Below are 20,512 nucleotides of genomic sequence, written 5' to 3'. Positions count from 1 at the left end.
GAGGAGAACTATGAGGAAGAAGATACTGCTATCCATACTGGTGACAGGCCTTCTGGCTGTCTCCGCCGCACCTTCAACCGTCAGTTGGGCAGCAAGCAAGTCATCCCTAGACAAAATCAATCAGGAATTGAAAGCTATTCAACAAAAAACGAGAGCACAGAAAAAGAAGGTAGAGGCGACCAAGCAACAAATCGCTTCGGTCCAGAAGCAGACAAAAGACCTGGAAACCGAGCTGATGGCGATTGACCTTCGCCGCAACGAAACCCAGAAAAAGCTGGACAAGCTCGAAAACGAGATGGAAGTGACCAAGGTAAAGGCAGCAGAAGCACAGGACCAGCTCGACGAGGCCATCGACCGGGTCGCCAAGCGGGATGCCCTGCTGAAGACGCGTGTCAAGGTTATGTATGAGCGCGGCAACGTCTCTTATCTGGACGTATTGCTGGGCGCGTCCGATTTTGGCGATTTTCTAACCCGCATGCAGGGATTGAAGCTGATTTTGGAGCAGGATACCAAAATTCTCGAAGACAACAAGCGGGACAAAGACACGATTGAAAAGAAGAAAAAAGAGATCGACCACCAGCTCACCGTGTACGCAGGAATGTACGAAGAGGCGGAAGATTTGAAAGCCGAATTGGACAAGCAGTACAAGCGGAGCGTTGTCGTGAAGGCCGAACTGCAAAAGCAAGAAGAGCAGCTGAATGAGAGCCTGGAAGAATACGGCCAGCAATTATTGGCCCTTGTAAAACAGGAAGAGGCAAAGTACGCTGAAAGAGTACGTGCGCTCAGCTCCAGCAGCAACGGCTACAAGGGCGGGCAGCTTGGACTGCCGATCGACGATGGGCTGTTCCGCTGGTCTTCCGGCTTCGGAGTGCGCAGAGACCCGTTTACCGGCCGCTCTGCTGGGCATAATGGAGTAGATATGGCAGCCCCGAAAGGAACTCCGATCAAGGCAGCTGCTCCGGGCATTGTCGTCTTCGCCGGCTACTACGGAGGCTTCGGCAACGCGGTGATGATCAAGCACAGTCCCGAGATTACCACGCTTTACGGGCACATCCGTGAGGGCGGCATCAAGGTGTCGGTGGGACAAAAAGTAGATAAAGGCCAGAAAATTGCCGAGGTCGGATCGACCGGCCGTTCTACAGGCAACCATTTGCATTTCACCGTGTACAAAAACGAAGTGGCTGTCGATCCGATGCCGTACCTTCGCTAGCGCGTTCCGGAGACGTTCAGGCAAATATTGCCTGACAGATTTGCATACACTAGCTGCATACCTTTTCCACCGGGGAGCACAAAGGATGGTGTCGTGACGATGAAATGGAATGGACGTTCCGTGTTTGCCCTCGTGATCGTCACCATGGTCGCGAGCAGCTTTTTGACCATGGGTTTGATGAAGACGTCCGCCGGTTCGAGTAACGCTACGGCTGTTACCGCAGCGGCAGGCTCTCTGTTCACCGGGAGCCAGGAATACCCGAAAGAATTCAAAAAGCTGCTTGATGCGTTTTCGGCCATCAAGCAGGAGTACATTCAGGATGTGACGACGGATCAATTGGTTGAAGGGGCTATCGGCGGCATGGTCGGTTCCCTGAAAGATCCGTACAGCGATTACATGGACCCGACATCGGCGGAAGAATTCAACTCTACGCTGCATTCGACGTTCCAGGGAATCGGTACGGAGGTGACGCTGCAGAACGGACGTGTGACCGTGGTATCGCCCTTTAAGGGCTCCCCGGCCGAACGTGCGGGCTTGCGTCCCAACGACCAGATTCTCAGCGTAAACGGCGAGTCGCTCGAAGGGCTTGATCTCCATCAGGCCGTTACCAAAATCCGCGGTCCGAAAGGTACGAAAGCGGTCCTGAAGATCGCCCGTCCGGGAGTAGCAGAGCCGCTCACGGTCGTCTGCGTCCGCGACGATATTCCGATTGAGACAGTGACGAGTCAAATCATGGAGAAGAACGGAGTCAAGGTGGGAGTCATCAGCCTGACGCAATTCTCCTCCGACACATCCAAGCATTTTACGGATCAGTTGACTGATCTGGAGAAAAAGGGAATCGGCGGTTTGATCATTGACGTCCGCGGAAATCCTGGCGGCTATTTGCTGGCTGTGAAGGAAATCGGCGAAACGTTGATACCAAACAAGGGCAAGATCGTCGAAATTGAATACGGTTCTGCCAACAAACAGCGCGAAGAGTATTTTTCCAAGACAGACGCTGCCAAGCCGTACCCGATCGCGGTCCTGATCAACGGCGGCAGCGCGAGCGCGTCGGAGATTCTTGCCGGAGCGATGAGCGAAAGCGGAGGCTACAAGCTCGTCGGGGAGAAATCCTTTGGCAAAGGAACCGTCCAAAGTACGATGGAAATGGCCGACAAGAGCCAGTTGAAGCTGACCATCGCCAAGTGGCTGACGCCAAAAGGCAATTGGATTCACGAAAAAGGCATCGAACCTGACGTGAAAGTAGAGCAGCCTGCGTACTTCAACGCGACTCAATTGCCGACAGACAAAGTGCTTTCTAGGGACATGGCGGGCAGCGATGTCAAGAACCTGCAGTTGATCCTGACCGGGCTGAAGCTCTCTCCGGGCCGTGACGACGGTTACTTTGACGAGAAGACGGAGCAGGCCGTGAAGAAATTCCAGACTGCCCACAAGCTGCCGGCGACCGGAAAGGTTGATCAGGCGACGCGGACAGCGATGGAAGACAGTCTGCGTGAAGAAATACGCAAACCGGAAAATGACCTTCAACTGCAAAAGGCGCTCGAAGTAGTTGCTCAGCAGAACAAGGCAAAATAATCCAGGCGGAAAAGGCAGGGAATCTCCTGCCTTCCGTAGAAATGGTTACCACGGCTATGAATGGCCGTGGTTTCTTTTTTGACTGAAGCTGACAAGAAGAGTGCTGCGATGACGTTGCCAATAGCTTGGCACCGTCACGTTTTCGAAAGCTGTTTATGCGAGGTGAGGCATATGGCGTTGCAAGGTGATGTTCTATCGGTGCTGGCCGGGTTTGGCGGTTTTCTTTTTAACCCTGTTTTTTACGTGTTTCTGCTGTTTATTTATTTGCACTACCGACGCCAGATGCTGCTGGAAAGACAACTGTTTGCCGTTCGCATTCAATTCCCCCTCCAGCAGACGATTCGCTCTCTCGGCATGGGCATCGTGGGAGGATTGCTGATTTCTCTTTTGGCGGCCGTACTTGGGGTTGCCGTACAAATACAGGATCTCTGGCTGCTGTGGGGCTTTGCGGCAGTGTTGGCCCTAATCCGGCTGCGCTTTCTCTGTTTTGCCTATGGTGCAGGGCTGTTGACGCTTTTTCACGCAGTTGCCAAGGTCTTTCCAGACGTCTCTTCCGTACCCGGGATCGGGCTGCTCTGGGGCATGCTCGTCCAGGCTAAGCCGGTGCCGCTTTTGGCGCTCGTAGCCATCATGCACTTGATTGAGGCCTTTCTGGTCCGTTGGAACAGGGGGCGGGATGCGTCGCCGTTATTCGTGGAGGGACAGCGTGGACGGATTGTCGGGGCTTATCTGCTGCACTCGTTTTGGGTGACGCCGCTTGCGCTGTTCGTGCCTGTAGAGGCGGGAAGCTTTAGCGGATCGCTGTATCCGGGCTGGCCGTTTTTTGCCCCCGGCGCTGCATCCTTTGCGTTGCTGCTGCTCCCTTCGGTCACCGGTTTTTCTGCTTTGACGCAGACGGAGACGCCAGCTCAGCGGGCGGGGCAAATATCCAGGCAATTGGCGCTGTATGCGGTTGTGCTGCTCGGATTGACTGCGCTGGCAGCATTGTGGATGCCGCTGATCCTTCTGGCTGCAGTGTTTGCACTCATCGGCCACGAAGGTCTATTCTGGCTGAGCCAGTGGCAGGAGCGGCAAAAGGCTCCATATTTTATCCAATCCACGCGGGGAATCAAGGTAATGGCAGTTCTTCCGGGGACTCCCGCAGAGGAGATCGGGATCAGGCCGGGAGAAATTATCGTCAAGGTAAATGGCGTATCCGTGCGAAACAAAGAGGATTTGTACCCTGCCTTGCAAGTTAATCCCGCCTTCTGCAAGATGGAAGTGCTCACCCTGGATGGCGAGGTCAAATTCGTCCAGTGCGCCGTATACTCCGGCAACCACCATCAGTTGGGGATTATCGTGGTGCCGGATGCAAATACGAGAGTGTTTGTCGATATGCAGCAAGCAAGCGTTGTTCAACTAGTGAAGCAGAAGCTGGAAAAGATCAATCTCGGAGCGTAAAGGCAGCTTCCAAGGAAAAGCTTGTTATCCAACAAAAAAAGCGCGGGCAAAGGCTCTGCGCTTTTTCTATTGGGAGAAAGCAAAAGTGAGCAGACTTCCCGGTTTTTTTATACACTCGCTTTGTAACAAGACAGCCCCTTCACGCGTCTTTTTAGAATAGTGGATAAAGGGGGATACAATCTGCATGAACCGATATAGAAAACATGCGCTGCGCTTATGCGCCGGAACTGTCATAACAGCCAGTCTGCTTTCATTCCCGTTCGCCTCTCCAGGCCAAGCGTCAGCAGCAAAAGCGGCGGCAGCGGTCACTCCTGTACCGGTAGCGATATCCAAGGGGATTCAAAATGTAACCCGGCTGATTCCTGAGCTGCGAAACGGCTCAGTCGTTTACGATGGTCCGGTTGACGGTCCCGGCGTCAGCGGCGATCGAGTCTCGTTTATCATGGCAGGAAATAAAGATGGGGAGCCGCAAGATCAGGCGATATTTGACAGTCAATCAGGAAATCTGCTGGTGCTGGAGCTGAAGCCGTCGGGTGCTTCAACCCACCAAACAGGGCTGCTGACCGAGGAGGTCGTCAGGTCGAGGGCTGCCGCCTTTCTGTATGGCCTTCATCCTTTTGGAAAATCATACGAAGCACGAGACGTCACCCGTCAGGACGGAACTCGCCAAGGCGGAACTCGCCAAGACGAAATGGATCAAGACGGTACGTTTACGGTTCGGTTTGTCCGCAAGCATAACCAAGTAGCGCTGAATGATGCGTACGACTGTTTGGTCACGGTCGATGCGACAGGGCGGATCATTGGCTTTCGCACGTTCAACGGTGCCCTTTATGAACCGATCGATCACAAGGAAATGCCGTCGCCGCAGCGCGTGTTGTCAATGACCACGGCTCACCAGCGCTTTGCAGAAAGCAAGCCGCTGGAGCTGATGTACATGCTGCCGGACCAAGCTGCGCCAGTGTCAGAAGCAGAAGCTCGCCAACCTCAGGCTAGGCTGGTTTATGCCATCAAGGGAGGAATCGTGGAAGGCCCGCATACCGGCAGTGCCATCGATGCCTTTACGGGAAAACGAATGCAGGCCCCTCAGAAAAAGCCGCAAATGGTCTCCTTAGCAGGAAAAGGCCGCTACGCCGCTCTGAAGACTGAGACTGTGGTAAAAGCATTCGCCAAGGAAATCGCCCGCGCAGACGTGGATAAATGGCCGTTGTCGGTTATTTCAAAGAACATGGAAAACGGAGAACAGCACCGCTTCTATATCTGGGGGATGTTTAACAAAGATGTCGCTGATCAGGAGAAGCCGTACCACCTGGGGAATTTTCCGGACGATGCAAAGGGAGAGAACAGATATCATCTGCTCGTAGAGGTTGAGGCCAAGACGGGCAAGCTGATCAGCATGAAACAAAACGATGGGACGTCTCCCCGGAAAAAAAACGACAAGAGCAGAGATCTCAAATCAGCTCTCTCCTTGATCGAAAAGCTGCTGCCAGCAGGAACTCGGCAGTTCCGGGTTGTTGATGCGGGGAACGAAGAACGGAGCATTTGGCTGGCAGATCCGGTGATTGGGGGACTGCCTGTGGCAAAAAGCGGGCAAACCGCAGAAGAAGGAGCATACGTCGTTGAGGTCAATCCTTTGGACGGCTCCATTCGCGAGCTGAGAACAGAGCCTTACGATCAGGTGAAATTTCCGGAGCGGACCAAAGCCATTTCCGAACAGGCCGCTCTGAATGCCCTGCTGCAAGCATATCCGCTGGAGCTTGTGTATGTGAAGCAGCAGTCAAAGCGGGAGGACAAACCGGAGTGGAAGCTGGTGTATGATCTGTCGTTCCGACAATCGCGTGCCCACTGCTTCTGTGGACCGGACCTCCGGGTGGATACGACCGTTTATGTTGACGCTTTGACCGGAAAAGTAATCGTGGATGAATAAAAGCAGGGTGCACAAAAGGAAAAGCCGTTCGGAAATGGAATCCGAACGGCTTTTGGCTTGTTGCTTGCAACGGTTCGCTGATGCGTTTGCTAGCATCCACAGTTTGCTAGCATCCACACAATAATCTGTTTACGCATATGCCTGCGCTTCGTACCCGATGATTTGGTTCAGCTTTACCTTCTTGTCGTCGTCGAGAACGAATTCGATCAGGCCATTTTTCATGCTGACCGCTTTGATCACACCTGTGAGCTCGCTGGTCGATGCCGTTCCGTCTGGTTGGGTGGACGAGTCCGTATAGGTGATTGTATAGCCGATCATCTGGGCATATTGGAGGGTATTGTCCATTCGCGCATTGTCCGGCTTGACCGACATGCCCTTGATGTTTTCCAGCTTGATCGAGGTTCCGTTGTCCAGCTGGAATTGCACGGCATTGTCTTTCATCGTGAATCCGACAATGACTCCGTTTTTGACTTCATCGACGGAAGTGACGTCGTCCGTGGTGTCAGGGTTTCCATCCTTGTCCACCTGCTTCGACTCCGTATAGGACACTTCTTTTCCGATCATCTCGGCGTACTTCAGGCTGTTGTCCAGACTGTTTCCGGACAAGCCTTTCGATTCCAGACCCTCGATCCATTCGCGGGGGACTGGCGTTTGTTCGCCCTGGATGCGGAAGTAGATTTTTCCTTGATCGAGGTATACGGCGTCGATGACTCCCGATTTTTTCTCATGGGTCACTTCGCCCGTCATTTCGTCCTTTTTCTGCATGTCGTAGCTGGCTGTTCTGCCGACCAGCGCTTCGTATTCCCGCAGGGTCAGCATGCTGTTGTTGGACTGCTCCATCAGGCTGGCCATCTTGGTCAGCTTCTCAACCATGGTCATCATGCTCGTTTGCTGCAGGAATTGCGAATTGTCCATCGGAGAGAGCGGGTCCTGCTGTTTCAACTGCTCCAGCATCAGCTTCATAAAGGCATTCTGGTCCAGCTCGGTGGAAAACTCCTTTTTGCCTTTATAGCTCAAATGGGGCTGTATGTGAGTGCTGTTATTGACGGTGTTTGTATCTGACATGGCTGTCCTCCCTGTCTCTGACGGGTACTTCAGTACGTTCACATTCTTCTTTACAATGTATCGGTAAAATCTGCTTGAGAGTAAAGACAAACATTTGTTCGAATTTGCGGCTTATTTTTTGAATGATTGTGTTATAATGGAAATGAGATGTGACAAGGAGATGAACGAGGGAATGGACCGTTTTGAATTGGTATCGGAGTTTCAGCCGTCCGGAGACCAGCCGACAGCCATTGCCGGACTGGTGGAGGGTGTGCTCGCCGGAAAGCGGCACCAGACATTGCTGGGCGCGACCGGTACGGGAAAGACCTTTACGATTGCTCAGGTAATTGCCCAGGTAAACAAGCCGACGCTGGTAATGGCCCACAACAAGACGTTGGCTGCCCAGCTTTGTGCCGAGTTCAAGGAGTTTTTCCCGAACAACGCGGTGGAATACTTCGTCAGCTACTACGATTACTATCAACCGGAAGCGTACATTCCCCAATCGGATACGTATATCGAAAAAGATTCCAGCATCAACGACGAGATCGACAAGTTGCGCCACTCCGCGACCAGCGCGTTGTTTGAGCGGCGTGACGTGATTATCGTGGCGTCGGTGTCGTGCATTTACGGCTTGGGTTCGCCCGAGGAATACAGAGAGCTGCTGCTGTCGCTTCGGGTCGGGATGGAAAAAAGCCGCGACGAAATCCTTCATCGCCTGGTGGACATCCAGTACGACCGCAACGATATCAACTTCGTTCGCGGGACGTTCCGCGTACGGGGAGACGTCGTGGAAATCTTCCCGGCTTCGCAAAGCGAGCAGGCGATCCGCGTCGAGTTTTTCGGCGATGAAATCGAACGGATCACAGAGATTGATGTCCTGACCGGGGAAATCCTCGGGCAGCGCGATCATGTAGCGATTTTCCCAGCTTCCCACTACGTAACGCGCGAAGAAAAAATGAAGCGCGCCGTCCAAAGCATCGAGATGGAGCTGGAGGCGAGGCTCGCGGAGTTTCGCGCGGCAGGCAAGCTGCTGGAAGCGCAGCGTCTGGAGCAGCGCACCCGCTACGACATCGAGATGATGATGGAGATGGGCTTCTGCTCCGGGATTGAAAACTACTCCCGCCATCTGACCGGCTTGCCGGAAGGACACGCGCCGTATACACTGATCGATTATTTTCCCGACGACTTTCTCGTCGTTATGGACGAGTCGCATATGACCCTGCCCCAGGTACGTGCCATGTACAACGGTGACCGGGCACGCAAGGATGTTCTCGTAGAGCACGGCTTCCGTCTGCCGTCAGCGAGAGACAACAGACCGCTGAAATTCGAGGAATTCGAAGCGAAGCTGAAGCAGGCGATCTACATTTCCGCGACCCCGGGTCCCTACGAGCTTGAGCACTGTCCGGAAGTCGTCCAACAGGTTATTCGCCCGACGGGTCTGGTGGACCCGACTGTGACCGTCCGCCCGATCAAGGGGCAAATCGACGATCTGATCGGCGAGATTCAGGCCACCATCGCCAAGGACGAACGGGTTTTGGTGACGACCTTGACGAAAAAGATGGCGGAAGATCTGACCGATTACCTGAAGGATGTTGGTATAAAGGTTCGCTATTTGCACTCCGACATCAAGACGATCGAGCGGATGCAAATTTTGCGTTCCTTGCGTCTGGGTGAATTTGACGTGCTGATCGGGATCAACCTGCTGCGGGAGGGGCTCGACCTGCCTGAAGTTTCGCTCGTCGCCATTCTGGACGCGGACAAAGAAGGCTTCCTGCGCAACGAGCGCTCCCTGATCCAGACGATCGGACGGGCCGCTCGGAACGCCGAGGGACGCGTCATCATGTACGCCGACAGAATAACCGATTCGATGAAGGCGGCGATCAGCGAGACGGAACGGCGCCGCAAAATCCAGACAGAATACAACGAAAAGAACGGAATTACGCCGCAAACGGTCAAGAAGGCTGTCCGCGAAGTCATCGAAGCGACCAAGGTAGCGGAAGAGAAGGCAGATTACCTGCCGCATGCCGACTTTAAAAAGATGCCGAAGAAGGATCGCATCCAGGTGATTGAGCGGATGGAAGAAGAAATGAAGGAAGCGGCGCGCAACCTCATGTTTGAGCGAGCAGCCGAATTGCGTGATTTGATTCTTGAGCTGAAGTCAGAGCTCTAAGGAGAGGGAATTGCATGCCATTGGAACATATTGTGGTGAAAGGTGCCCGTGCCCACAACCTGAAAAACGTCGATGTCGTCATTCCTCGCGACAAGTTTGTCGTGCTGACGGGGTTGTCGGGATCAGGGAAGTCATCGCTTGCATTTGATACGATTTACGCCGAAGGACAGCGGCGGTATGTGGAGTCGCTGTCCGCCTATGCCCGTCAATTTCTCGGGCAGATGGACAAGCCGGACGTCGACTCCATCGAAGGCTTGTCCCCTGCCATTTCGATCGACCAGAAGACGACGAGCCGCAACCCGCGATCTACAGTAGGGACTGTTACCGAGATTTACGATTACCTGCGCCTTTTGTACGCGCGCATCGGGAGAGCGATCTGTCCCGAACACGGCATCGAGATTCAGTCCCAGACGGTTGAGCAGATGGTCGACCGCGTGATGGAGTACCCTGAGCGTACCCGGCTGCAAATCTTGGCCCCGATGGTTCAGGGACGCAAAGGAGAGCACGTCAAGCTCCTGGAGGACATCCGCAAGCAGGGCTTTGTCCGCGTGCGGGTAGATGGCGAGATTCGCGATTTATCCGAGGAGATCAAGCTGGAGAAAAACAAAAAGCACAGCATTGAGGTCGTCGTGGACCGGATTGTCGTCAAGCCGGACGTTCAGGCGCGGCTGGCCGATTCGCTGGAGACCGCGCTTCGTCTGGCCGATGGAAAGGTGATCGTCGATGTCATGGAGCAGGAAGAGCTGTTGTTCAGTGAAAAGCACTCCTGCCCGATCTGCGGATTTTCCATCGGCGAGCTGGAGCCGCGCATGTTTTCGTTCAACAGCCCATTCGGCGCCTGCCCGGAGTGCGATGGTCTGGGCGTCAAACTGGAAGTGGACCCGGACATGGTTGTACCCGACGTCACCAAGTCGCTTGCCGACGGTGCCATCGGAGCCTGGGAGCCGAAGTCCTCGACGTACTATCAGCAGCTTCTGGAGTCCGCTTGCCGTCATTTTGACATTCGGATGGACATTCCGTACGAGGAGCTTCCAGAGGAGCACAAGCAAATCCTGATGTACGGCAGCCAGGGAGAAAAAATCCAGTTCCGCTACGAAAACGAGTTTGGCCAGGTCAGAGAGGCGACCGTTCCTTTCGAGGGAGTCGTGATCAATTTGCAGCGCCGCCATCTGGAGACCAGCTCCGACTATATTCGCGAACAAATCGAAGGCTTCATGAGCCAGAAGCATTGTCCTGTCTGCAAAGGACATCGCCTTCGTCAGGAAAGTCTGGCCGTTCGGGTGGGCGGTCGCAGCATTTCCGAACTGACCGATTTGTCCATCACCGACGCGTACGAGTTTATCGACACACTGGATCTGACTGAGAAGGAAATGAAGATCGCCAACCTGATCGTCAAGGAAATCAAGGCGCGCCTCAACTTCCTGATCGACGTCGGACTGGACTACCTGACGCTGAGCCGTGCGGCGGGAACCCTTTCCGGAGGGGAGGCGCAGCGCATCCGGCTTGCTACCCAGATCGGTTCCAGTCTGATGGGCGTTCTCTATATCCTGGACGAGCCGAGCATCGGTCTCCATCAGCGCGACAACGCCCGCCTGATCAAGACGCTGGAGCATATGACCAAGCTGGGCAATACGCTGATCGTCGTAGAGCACGACGAGGATACGATGATGGCTTGCGACTACATCATCGACATTGGACCAGGTGCCGGTATTCACGGCGGCAAAGTCATCGCTGCAGGTACACCGCAGGAAGTGATGGAGAACCCCGATTCTTTGACGGGCGCTTACTTGAGCGGACGCAAGTTCATTCCGGTTCCGATGGAGCGCCGCAAGCCAAACGGCAAATGGCTAACCATCGAGGGAGCAAAGGAAAACAACCTGAAAAACGTCACCGTGAAAATTCCGCTCGGCCTGTTTGTCGCTGTCACAGGCGTTTCCGGTTCTGGAAAGAGCACGTTGATCAACGAGATTTTGCACAAGGCGCTGGCACGCGAGCTCAACCGGGCCAAGGCAAAGCCGGGCGAGCACCGTCGGATCACGGGTCTGGAGCACCTCGACAAGGTGATCGATATCGACCAGTCGCCGATCGGACGCACGCCGCGATCCAACCCTGCCACGTATACCGGCGTGTTTGACGATATCCGCGACCTGTTTGCCTCGACCAACGAAGCGAAGGTCCGCGGCTACAAAAAGGGCCGCTTCAGCTTCAACGTAAAGGGCGGCCGCTGCGAAGCGTGCAGCGGTGACGGGATCATCAAGATTGAAATGCATTTCCTGCCCGACGTCTACGTACCCTGCGAGGTTTGCCACGGCAAGCGCTACAATCGGGAGACGCTGGAAGTGAAGTACAAAGGGAAAAGCATTGCCGACGTCCTGGAAATGACGATTGAGGATTCGCTGGAGTACTTCCGCAACCTGCCGAGGATCGAGCGGAAGCTGCAAACCTTGCTCGACGTGGGGCTGGGCTACATGAAGCTGGGACAGCCGGCCACTACGCTCTCGGGCGGGGAAGCGCAGCGCGTCAAGCTGGCGTCGGAGTTGTACCGCCGCAGCTCCGGCCGTACCCTTTATATCCTGGATGAACCGACGACCGGGCTGCACACTGACGATATTGACCGCTTGCTGAAAGTGCTTCAGCGGTTGGTGGAAAACGGGGATACGGTGCTGGTAATCGAGCACAACCTGGACGTTATCAAGACAGTGGATCACATCATCGATTTGGGACCTGAAGGCGGTACCCGCGGCGGACAAATCGTAGGGACGGGAACGCCTGAGGAGTTGGCGGAGGTACAGGGCTCTTACACGGGCCAGTTCCTGAAGCCTATCCTGGAACGCGACCGCGCTCGTACAGTCGCAAGATGGGAGGAGCTCGTCTCCAAGTAAGCGCAACTGACATGAGCGGGAGTGCTTGTGAGTATAATGGACTATAGGTGCGTCATCCAAGATTGCGCAAAGATATCAACAAAATGTGTTTATATTTCCAAGCAGGCACATACAGGCGAAAACGAAATAAGAACGCTCTTCAAGAGATGCACGATACAGCCCGGAGTAATCGCTCCGGGTTTTCTTTCCGATGAAGTAAAGAGGATTCCATTCAAATGATCGATTGTTTTGTCACTGGTCAAAACACTCAACCAGTTGATGGATGTAAAGGGAGAGTGCAAAGAGATGGAGCTCGTGAAAGAAGCGCTGGCTTCCTTGCCAGAGGGTCTGGTAAAAAAAGCGGAGCGATTTTTCGACGGCCAGGACCCGGCCCATGATTGGCAGCATAACTTGCGCGTCATCGGGCTTTGTGAGCGGATCGGACGCGAGGAAGGCGCAGATATGCAAATTCTTCGGCTGGCTGCCTTGCTCCACGACATTGGACGTGCGGAAGAGAGGCGGACGGGAGAGTGCCATGCGGAAATCAGCGCACGCCTCGTGCCGGAGCTGCTGACTGAGTACGGTTATTCCGAAGAACAAGCAGCGCTTGTCCAGCAGGTGATTCTTGCACACCGTTTTCGCAAGGAGCGGCCTCCGACTTCGCTAGAGGACAAGATCTTATTCGATGCCGACAAACTGGACTCAATCGGCGCGATCGGGATTGCCCGTGCCTTCGCCTACTCGGGAGTAATCGGACAGCCGATTGTCTCCGATGACCCTTCCGTGCACACTCCAGCCAGGGAGTACGAGTGGAAGCTCAGCCGCATAAAAGAACGACTGATGACGAGCACGGCTCGTCGTATAGCAGAAGAGCGACACACCTTTATGGAGCTTTTTTTTGCACAATGGAAGAAAGAACTGCATGGGATGCTTTAGGGACAAATTTGCCAGCTTCTGAATCAAGAGGGAAGGAGGGGAGACGGATGATTCGGTGGATAGTCAAGCTTTTGTTAAACGGTGCAGCCCTGCTGATGATTAGCCAGTGGTTTGAGGCGATTACCCTCTCCAGTTTTGGTGTAGCGGTGTGGGCAGCTTTCATTTTGGGATTGGTCAACACGTTTATCAGGCCGATCCTGGTTTTCTTTTCCTTGCCGCTCCACTTTTTGACGCTGGGGCTGTTTTGGTTTGTGATAAATACGCTCACCTTTGCGCTGACGGCCTATTTGATCGATGGCTTTGAGGTGGGGAACTGGCCGGGATCATTCTGGACGGTTCTGATGGCAGCGGTGCTGATGAGCTTGTTTGGATGGATCATTGAAGGTGTCCTCAGCAAAAAGAAGTAGGCAGCGTTGAAAGAGAGGACACGACGGGTTGTCGCCAGTTGACTGGAAAAACCGGAAGACTGGCTGAACGATATCAGGAAAAAGAAAGCGGCTGTCTTCATTTGAAAGTCTTTCCGAAGTGACAGCCGCTTTTTCATGTAAAAAAGGGGCCCCGCTTGCTTCGGGAACACCCTCTTGCATTTTTAAGATCGTAATAAAATCGTAAGAGACTACTGCTGTTTTTCCCGTTGAGAAGGAGGAATCGGTTCGTAGAGGAACCCCCCCTTTAATACACCGGCAACATGCAAGGCAGACAAGGATGCAAAGAAATCTGACGTCAGTTTACGCAATTTCTTCATAACGTACCACCCTTTCTTAACATTTGTTCCAGGCCGGCCACCATACGATACGAAACCGGATGGAGGTGCAGCGACTGCAGAAAAACAGCAAGCGAATATATCAATGCTATTTTCTGGTAATATACTACCAGAAAAAGTATGAAAGTGCAACCTATCGTAATCAGAAATAGGATCACTTTTTTGCTGATTTGTCTGACTCTTTCATTGGTAGGCAAATAAGTGTGGGCGGCAGGAGCATATTTCACATTGATCAGAAAGGCTGCCCCCATAGAAATGACAATCCAGAAATAGGCCAAAGATGTGGTAAGTACGGGGAGATGAGCCATCACGTATCCTGCTCCTGACAAAGTTGCTGTCCCGACGATGAGACAAGACCCGGGTGTGCTCATGTGAACACCCCCGGTAAAGAGACGATGCAGAAAGTAGATAGTGGTTAGGAGAAAAACTTCCCCTACGATGCCAAGAAGGATTGAGACAAGGAACAGAAACATCACGTTTAATAGATTTAGAAGAAAGATTTCAATTCCGTGTGACAGCTCCTCCTCTGTATGAATCGTATCTTCAGACATGATTTTTCTTGCGATCCGCTTCGATGTCTTTTCCATCCATCCCATGGAAACACTCCTTTTTACAAGCCAAAGGAAATTCGAAAGCTGGTGACGCCTTGTTCCGATTGAACCTGAATCTTGCCGCCATATCGTTCGGTCACGGATTTGACGACAGCGAGCCCGACCCCTCCTTCTCCATTGGTTTTCGTTGTATATCCCAGTTGGAAAATAGCCTGCAGCTTCTCTTTTGGAATCGTAGGTCCGCTATTTTCGATATAAAGGTATTGCTCACCCTCGGAATAACCCCATTCCAGCTTTATGTAACGGTTCTCCTCGAGCTCGTAGGAGGAGGCTCGGATAGCATTGTCGAAAAGGTTGCCGATAATCTTGATCAGGTCATACGTTCGAATGAAAGAAAACTGATGAGTCCCGAAGATTTTGATGTCGCACGATATTCGTTCGGCGATGCAAATAGCCATTTTGGATTGAAACAGAGCAGAAATGGCCGGGTTTTGAATGCCTTCCAAAACTTGGACACTGTTTTCTACTGCTTGCTCGATGGACACCGTTTCCTGCAGAAGCTGCTGCACGTATTCTTTGCCCATATCATGCATGCCTTCCTTCAGGAAGCCATTGATAGCCGTGTAGTGGTTGAGAGAATCGTGCTTGATGGACCGGATCGCGGTCAAAAGGTCGTTGATGCTTTGCAGATAAGGAGTCTCCGTTTCGGTCTCGACGCGGTTAATCGTCAGGTTGACGTAAATTCGGAACAGGTAGACGATCACAATAAACAAGAACAGAATGACAAGTTGAAAGAATAGCTGATATTGTGTCGTGTAGAATTGAAGCAATGGAGAATTGTTTCCCCTGATAAAAAATGAAGTATTCATAAACAAGATCAACAAAAATTCAATGCTACCAATCAAAATCAGCATGAACAGGTAACGGTTATGACGGTTTTGCGGAACCATCCTGCGCAAATCGATCTTGAGCATTCGCAGAAAAAAGGCCAAAAGAGCCAAGACAAATAAATAAAGAAATCCTGCAAAATGCTGTAGAAATGATGTGGTAAGAATGTCAAATCCGTAAATCTGCTGGCTGTTTAACAGCATCAAAATTACGAATTCTGCGAGGATCATGCTACCAATTGAGGCAATCGTCATGGAAACCGCCATAAATATCTTTGCTCTAAAGAGAAAAAGAATAAACAGATAGGTCAAAAGAAGCATCGTGACAATTTTTGGTTGATAGGGGACGTTGAGAAAGCTGAGCGACTCCCCTGCAATAGCGAACAGCATACAAAAAACGACAGTTTTCTTCAGATGAGCAACCGGAGATTGATTGAATATGGCAAAACCGATTGTCAGAAGCAAGAAGGCTTCAGGTACATCTATTAGGAAGAAACGGAGCAGGAAATCCAATTGCCTTGCCTCCTCTCAATCTGTAACACACATACGAAAAACGGGGGCAATTATGTAACTATAGTATAGCAGAGAGTATGTAACAAAGATGAAACACTAATTCTATCTTATGAAATAAGTCGATTAATGTAAATGATGTTAGAAGAGTTTGAATAGTCCGATGTTGAGAGCTGCCGGCTCTTTCGATACAATGAGGATACAAAATCGGGACGAGCGCAATAGACTTGGAGGGGAAGACGAGTGAGAAAAACAAAAGTAAGTCACCTGATGGATCATTTCAACATGAAGCTGCTAAGCGGTGAAGAAGGACTGGGAAGAGAGATAACGGTAACAGACCTGAGCCGTCCTGGTCTTCAGCTAGCTGGCTATTACTCGTATTACGCCGCAGAACGCATTCAACTGTTCGGGTTGACCGAAATTAACTTTTTCGAGACGCTCACCAGGGAAGAACGGCTGGAACGCATGCGATTTCTCATGCAAGAGGAAACCCCTTGTTTCTGTGTGACCCGCAACCTGCAGGTGCCGGAAGAAATACTGGAGATATCCAATGAACGCGGTCTTCCTGTCCTCCAATCCTCGCTCGCGACCACTACGTTGGTAGGCAAAGTCACCAATTACCTGGAGAACCGGCTGGCTCCGACGACCACCATTCACGGTGTATTGACGGACATCTACGGGGTAGGCGTACTGATTATGGGTTCGAGCGGGATTGGAAAAAGCGAGGCCGCCCTGGAGCTGGTAAAGCGGGGGCATCGTCTCGTGGCTGATGACGCGGTGGAAATTCGCCAGACTCAGGGTGAACAGTTGGTCGGAAGCGCTCCTGAGCTGATTCAGCATTTGCTTGAAATCCGCGGCGTGGGCATTATCAATGTGATGACGATGTTTGGAGCGGGTGCTGTACGGAATGTAAAAAATATCGCCATGGTGGTCCAACTGGAGCTGTGGGAGCCGCATAAGCAATACGAACGACTCGGACTGGACGAAGAGACGATCAAGATTATGGACACGGAAATCCCGATCATCACGGTGCCTGTCCGCCCTGGCCGCAACTTGGCGGTCATCATCGAAGTGGCCGCGATGAACTTCAGGCTGAAGCGGATGGGGTACAACGCCGCGGTCCATTTTTCCAAAAAGCAGTCCGATATGATTTTGGAGGACACCGATTCCGACTTGTAAGAGAGCTTGTGCGAGAGACTTTTTTCAAACATCTTGTGGAAGGCACACGCGAAAGGGACGAGCAGATGAGCAGAAAGACCAAACGATTTCCCGTCCACGGGGCGAATCCGTTGTGGCAGTTGTACCAAACCGTTAGCTTTTGGAAAGTGGTCAAGAGTTTTGTCGTCATCCAGATTGCCCGATACACGCCGTTTCTCTCCTGGAAAAACTGGCTCTACCGGACTTTTCTGCGTATGGAAATCGGAGAAAAGACAGCGGTAGCCTTGATGGTCATGATGGATATTATGTTTCCGGAGCTGATCAAGATCGGCCGCAATTGTGTGATCGGCTACAATACGACCATTCTTGCTCACGAGTACCTGGTAGATGAGTACCGCTTGGGAGAGGTCCGAATCGAAGACCGAGTGCTGATCGGAGCGAACAGCACCATTTTGCCGGGAGTGACCGTCGGCGAAGGGGCGATCGTGGCTGCCGGTACGGTCGTTCACAAGGATGTTCCTCCCGGAGCGTTTGTGGGCGGCAATCCGATGCAGATCATTCGGGAAGGGATTGAGCAGCAAACCGTGGAGCAGACAACAACATAGCAGAGCTGTAAGCATTCGAACCGCCGGGTAATCGGCGGTTTTGTTTTGTTTGTAATCGTCACTTGTTATTAAAGCGGGGCTTTCGTTTGCACTTCGTTGCGGGTTTTATGTTGGCGGTTGGACAGGCTGTAGTGGAAGAGATGAAAAAGGAGAAAACCGCTCAAGGTTCGGTGGGACACTGCGAGGGGGCTGGACTGGCCGGCTCCATTCCAAAAGCAAAACCGCGTCCAAAAGCAGCCTGCTCGAGGGGGCGTCTCAGAGTTGGACGCTAAAAGCGTGTTTTGCTTTTTCCATTCTGCCTGGGAGGTGTCCCAAAGACCTTCGCGGTTTTCTCCATTTTCATCTCTACACTGTTGGTTTTCTTTACGAAAACCAGTTCGGGCTAATGGCCGAACTGGTTTGAAAGAGGTTGGTTTGAAAGAGGTTGGTTTGAAAGAGGTTGGTTTGAAAGAGCTTCGTTCGAAAAAAGGTTCGTTTGAAAAGAGTTTTCGTCTCAAAGAGCCCCCTTCAGCTTACCTGGATCAGGTTTGTTGTGAGCCTTTAGACAATCTGCAGGCACCAACTGACAAAGCTTGCCATGAACCTTAGCCAACCTGAACGACCCTGCATGCTTTTCAAAGCTCGGGGAAGCAGTTCTGCTCGCTGGAGAAGCCTGTTTCCAGTCGGAGCGACTAGCGAAGTCCAGCCCAGTGGAGCAATGGTCACGAGGAAACAGAATCGCAACCTATGAATTCACTCTGCAGCTACGCGTCGTTTTGCGATTCCCTCGGGACCATTGCGGAGCGGACAGTCATAGCTTCCTTGCGGGACGTAGACCGGAGCGCAGAATGGAAACAGGCTTCTCTTCGCCACAGCCGCTTTAGAGGAAGCCGTACATACAAAGCAATAAGGGAAGGACTGTTGATTCAGATTAAGACTGCCAACAACAAACGGAATATTCAGACTATAAATGCCGCAGTTGACCGACAGATGGCAACATGTTAATCTTCTACTAACACTTTAGTTTGCTACCATATTAGCAGAGTAAAGCGAATGGATTCGGAGGGACATGCGATGACAAAGCCGTTGGGATTTGAAAAGCCTTTGGGCATGCGGGACATATTGCCGGAATCACTGGCCAAACAACGGCATTTGGAGCGCGAGCTGCGGGATTGCATCGAGCGCTGGGGGTACAGAGAGATCATGACCCCGTCACTGGAGTACTACGATACGGTAGGTGCCGCAAGTGTTACGCTCACTGACAGAATGTTTCGGCTGTTGGATAAACAGGGGCATACGGTTGTGCTCCGCCCCGATATGACATCGCCTATAGCGCGGGTCGTTTCGTCCTTATATAAAGACGTTCCACTGCCGATTCGGCTGTTTTACCAGACCAATGTTTTTCGGGCCCAGGAAAAAGAGGCGGGGCGCAATGCTGAATTTTTCCAGACGGGAATCGAACTGATCGGCGATGCTTCCGTAGATGCTGACGCCGAGGCGATTGCGTTGGCAGTCTTTTGCTTGCAGGCGTCAGGGGTTGAAACGTTTCGGATCGCGATCGGCCATGTTGACTTTGTGGAAGGTCTTCTGGAGGAGACGGTCGCTGACGAGGAAGACCGGTCCCAATTCCGCCGCTTTCTGTATGAGCGGGATTTCGTCGGCTTTCGTCAGTTGACGGAGCGTCTTAACCTTTCAGCAGAGGAAAAGAAACGGCTGGAGGCGCTTTTACGTCTGCGCGGGTGCAAAGGGAAGATCGAAGAGGCCCGCCAGCTGACGGTAAACGGAAGGGCTCGCCGGGCCGTTGAGACGGTTGCTTCGCTTTGGGCTGCACTGGAGGCATACGGAGTAACAGAGGCGCTGCTGCTTGATTTCAACCTGATCAGCAACATGAATTACTACACGGGTGTCGTGTTTGAAGGATATGCGGCCGACCTGGGCTCGCCGCTGCTGGGAGGCGGCAGATACGACCGGCTGCTTGAACAATTTGGGCGTCCTGCGCCAGCGACCGGATTCGCAATCAAAATGGATCGGCTGTTGCAGGTGACGCCTGCGTTGGCCTCGCCGGAAAAACAGCATGTGCTATTGTTCTATACGGATGAATACCGGGCCAAGGCTTTCGCAGAAGCTCAGCGAATGCGCCGGGAGGGGCAGATCGTAGAGACGAGACGGGTAAAGGACCGGACAGAAGCATTGGTGTGGAGCGAGCATGCGGAATACAGCGTGATCAGCCTGACGGAACAGGAGGAATGAGAGATGAGTCTGTCTGACAACGAGCGCAAACTGACGATTGCCATGCCGAAGGGCAGGATTTTTGAAGAAGCGGTTGCCTTTTTGCAGCAGGCGGGCATGGAGGTGACAGCCGAGCTGCAGGATTCGCGAAAATTGATTATCCCTGTGAAGAACACGAGTCTGGAGTTTATTCTCGCAAAGCCGACAGACGTGCCTACCTATGTGGAGTACGGGGTGGCAGACGTCGGCGTCGCGGGCAAGGACGTCCTGCTGGAAGAGGAGCGTGACGTCTACGAGCTGTTGAATTTGCAGATCGGCTACTGCCGGATGGTGGTCGCGGGGCTTGAGGACTGGACACCCACTGAGGCGCCGCGGGTAGCGACCAAGTACCCGCGGATCGCATCCCGGTATTTCCGTGAGCAGGGGCAGCAGGTAGAAGTAATCAAGCTGAACGGTTCCGTCGAGCTCGCCCCGTTGATCGGCCTGGCCGACCGGATCGTCGATATTGTCTCTACCGGCCGGACCTTGAAGGAAAACGGGCTGGTCGAGCTGGAGCATATATGCGAGATTACGACGCGGTTGATCGCCAATCGGGCGAGCTACCGGATGAAAAGTGAAGCCGTTGACGACATTGCCCAAAAATTTCTGGAAGTGATCCCCCGGTAATGAT

General features: G+C 52.7%; 16 protein-coding genes. 13 read left to right on the top strand and 3 right to left on the bottom strand.

Annotation, left to right across the window (positions count from 1 at the left end; all coding sequences use genetic code 11):
- Positions 1-10: 10 nt before the first annotated feature.
- The 4 genes from NST96_RS24585 (at position 11) to NST96_RS24570 (ending at position 6,149) form a co-directional block, all read left to right on the top strand.
- Positions 11-1,210, top strand: a complete 1,200-nt coding sequence (locus tag NST96_RS24585; protein WP_003388263.1) for a peptidoglycan DD-metalloendopeptidase family protein — start codon at positions 11-13, stop codon at positions 1,208-1,210.
- A 99-nt stretch (positions 1,211-1,309) separates the two neighbouring features.
- Positions 1,310-2,785 carry a S41 family peptidase gene (locus tag NST96_RS24580; RefSeq protein ID WP_024985324.1) on the top strand — a complete coding sequence of 492 codons (1,476 nt, stop codon included), beginning with the start codon at positions 1,310-1,312 and terminating at the stop codon, positions 2,783-2,785.
- Positions 2,786-2,956: 171 nt separating this feature from the next.
- Positions 2,957-4,225: a PDZ domain-containing protein gene (locus NST96_RS24575; protein WP_243014470.1), complete on the top strand. Its 1,269-nt coding sequence runs from the start codon at positions 2,957-2,959 to the stop codon at positions 4,223-4,225.
- Between the two features lie 184 nt (positions 4,226-4,409).
- Positions 4,410-6,149, top strand: a complete 1,740-nt coding sequence (locus NST96_RS24570) for a hypothetical protein (protein ID WP_342404932.1) — start codon at positions 4,410-4,412, stop codon at positions 6,147-6,149.
- A gap of 129 nt (positions 6,150-6,278) precedes the next feature.
- On the opposite strand, the gene NST96_RS24565 is transcribed toward NST96_RS24570, so the two are convergent.
- Entirely contained in the window at positions 6,279-7,214 is a 936-nt protein-coding gene (locus tag NST96_RS24565) for a flagellar hook capping FlgD N-terminal domain-containing protein (protein WP_024985326.1), read from the bottom strand.
- Positions 7,215-7,386: 172 nt separating this feature from the next.
- Between NST96_RS24565 and uvrB the strand changes: the two genes are divergently transcribed.
- From uvrB to NST96_RS24545, 4 genes are all read left to right on the top strand, one after another.
- Positions 7,387-9,363 carry an excinuclease ABC subunit UvrB gene (gene uvrB / locus NST96_RS24560; protein WP_327955802.1) on the top strand — a complete coding sequence of 659 codons (1,977 nt, stop codon included), beginning with the start codon at positions 7,387-7,389 and terminating at the stop codon, positions 9,361-9,363.
- Between the two features lie 14 nt (positions 9,364-9,377).
- Complete coding sequence (uvrA, locus tag NST96_RS24555) at positions 9,378-12,245, top strand: excinuclease ABC subunit UvrA (RefSeq protein WP_003388257.1); 2,868 nt, start codon at positions 9,378-9,380, stop codon at positions 12,243-12,245.
- 285 nt (positions 12,246-12,530) lie between these two features.
- A complete protein-coding gene (locus NST96_RS24550) occupies positions 12,531-13,160 on the top strand; it encodes an HD domain-containing protein (protein WP_243014489.1) in 630 nt (209 codons plus the stop codon).
- Between the two features lie 47 nt (positions 13,161-13,207).
- Positions 13,208-13,567, top strand: a complete 360-nt coding sequence (locus NST96_RS24545) for a phage holin family protein (RefSeq protein ID WP_340701085.1) — start codon at positions 13,208-13,210, stop codon at positions 13,565-13,567.
- Positions 13,568-13,901: 334 nt separating this feature from the next.
- Here the strand turns inward: NST96_RS24545 and NST96_RS24540 are convergent, their stop codons facing one another.
- Both NST96_RS24540 and NST96_RS24535 read right to left on the bottom strand, forming a co-directional pair.
- The gene (locus NST96_RS24540) at positions 13,902-14,519 is read right to left on the bottom strand and encodes an accessory gene regulator B family protein (protein WP_122958887.1); all 618 of its coding nucleotides are present in this window, start codon (positions 14,517-14,519) and stop codon (positions 13,902-13,904) included.
- Positions 14,520-14,533: 14 nt separating this feature from the next.
- The gene (locus tag NST96_RS24535; RefSeq protein WP_003388251.1) at positions 14,534-15,874 is read right to left on the bottom strand and encodes an ATP-binding protein; all 1,341 of its coding nucleotides are present in this window, start codon (positions 15,872-15,874) and stop codon (positions 14,534-14,536) included.
- A gap of 240 nt (positions 15,875-16,114) precedes the next feature.
- On the opposite strand from NST96_RS24535, the gene hprK reads away from it, so the two are divergent.
- From hprK to hisG, 5 genes are all read left to right on the top strand, one after another.
- Positions 16,115-17,050 (top strand): HPr(Ser) kinase/phosphatase, encoded by a 936-nt coding sequence (hprK, locus tag NST96_RS24530; RefSeq protein WP_024985330.1) that lies wholly within the window; start codon positions 16,115-16,117, stop codon positions 17,048-17,050.
- Between the two features lie 65 nt (positions 17,051-17,115).
- Positions 17,116-17,634, top strand: coding sequence for an acyltransferase (locus NST96_RS24525; RefSeq protein WP_024985331.1), 519 nt, complete (start codon positions 17,116-17,118; stop codon positions 17,632-17,634).
- A 261-nt stretch (positions 17,635-17,895) separates the two neighbouring features.
- On the top strand, positions 17,896-18,222 hold the full coding sequence (locus NST96_RS24520) for a hypothetical protein (protein ID WP_141334207.1): 327 nt from the start codon (positions 17,896-17,898) through the stop codon (positions 18,220-18,222).
- Positions 18,223-18,687: 465 nt separating this feature from the next.
- On the top strand, positions 18,688-19,863 hold the full coding sequence (locus NST96_RS24515; RefSeq protein WP_311067993.1) for an ATP phosphoribosyltransferase regulatory subunit: 1,176 nt from the start codon (positions 18,688-18,690) through the stop codon (positions 19,861-19,863).
- A gap of 3 nt (positions 19,864-19,866) precedes the next feature.
- Positions 19,867-20,508, top strand: a complete 642-nt coding sequence (hisG, locus tag NST96_RS24510; protein ID WP_227278150.1) for an ATP phosphoribosyltransferase — start codon at positions 19,867-19,869, stop codon at positions 20,506-20,508.
- Positions 20,509-20,512: the final 4 nt, after the last annotated feature.

The organism is Brevibacillus sp. FSL K6-2834, from assembly GCF_038592925.1.
Taxonomy (GTDB): Bacteria; Bacillota; Bacilli; order Brevibacillales; family Brevibacillaceae; genus Brevibacillus; species Brevibacillus borstelensis.
Note: the sequence above shows the minus strand (reverse complement) of the source record. Positions and strands in the feature narration are given on the sequence as shown.

Excerpts from the sequence above, each read along its gene's own strand:
- NST96_RS24585 (WP_003388263.1), top strand. The coding sequence starts at position 11 with ATGAGGAAGAAGATACTGCTATCCATACTGGTGACAGGCCTTCTGGCT.
- NST96_RS24580 (WP_024985324.1), top strand. The coding sequence starts at position 1,310 with ATGAAATGGAATGGACGTTCCGTGTTTGCCCTCGTGATCGTCACCATG.
- NST96_RS24575 (WP_243014470.1), top strand. The coding sequence starts at position 2,957 with ATGGCGTTGCAAGGTGATGTTCTATCGGTGCTGGCCGGGTTTGGCGGT.
- NST96_RS24570 (WP_342404932.1), top strand. The coding sequence starts at position 4,410 with ATGAACCGATATAGAAAACATGCGCTGCGCTTATGCGCCGGAACTGTC.
- NST96_RS24565 (WP_024985326.1), bottom strand. The coding sequence starts at position 7,214 with ATGTCAGATACAAACACCGTCAATAACAGCACTCACATACAGCCCCAT.
- uvrB (WP_327955802.1), top strand. The coding sequence starts at position 7,387 with ATGGACCGTTTTGAATTGGTATCGGAGTTTCAGCCGTCCGGAGACCAG.
- uvrA (WP_003388257.1), top strand. The coding sequence starts at position 9,378 with ATGCCATTGGAACATATTGTGGTGAAAGGTGCCCGTGCCCACAACCTG.
- NST96_RS24550 (WP_243014489.1), top strand. The coding sequence starts at position 12,531 with ATGGAGCTCGTGAAAGAAGCGCTGGCTTCCTTGCCAGAGGGTCTGGTA.
- NST96_RS24545 (WP_340701085.1), top strand. The coding sequence starts at position 13,208 with ATGATTCGGTGGATAGTCAAGCTTTTGTTAAACGGTGCAGCCCTGCTG.
- NST96_RS24540 (WP_122958887.1), bottom strand. The coding sequence starts at position 14,519 with ATGGGATGGATGGAAAAGACATCGAAGCGGATCGCAAGAAAAATCATG.
- NST96_RS24525 (WP_024985331.1), top strand. The coding sequence starts at position 17,116 with ATGAGCAGAAAGACCAAACGATTTCCCGTCCACGGGGCGAATCCGTTG.
- NST96_RS24515 (WP_311067993.1), top strand. The coding sequence starts at position 18,688 with ATGACAAAGCCGTTGGGATTTGAAAAGCCTTTGGGCATGCGGGACATA.
- hisG (WP_227278150.1), top strand. The coding sequence starts at position 19,867 with ATGAGTCTGTCTGACAACGAGCGCAAACTGACGATTGCCATGCCGAAG.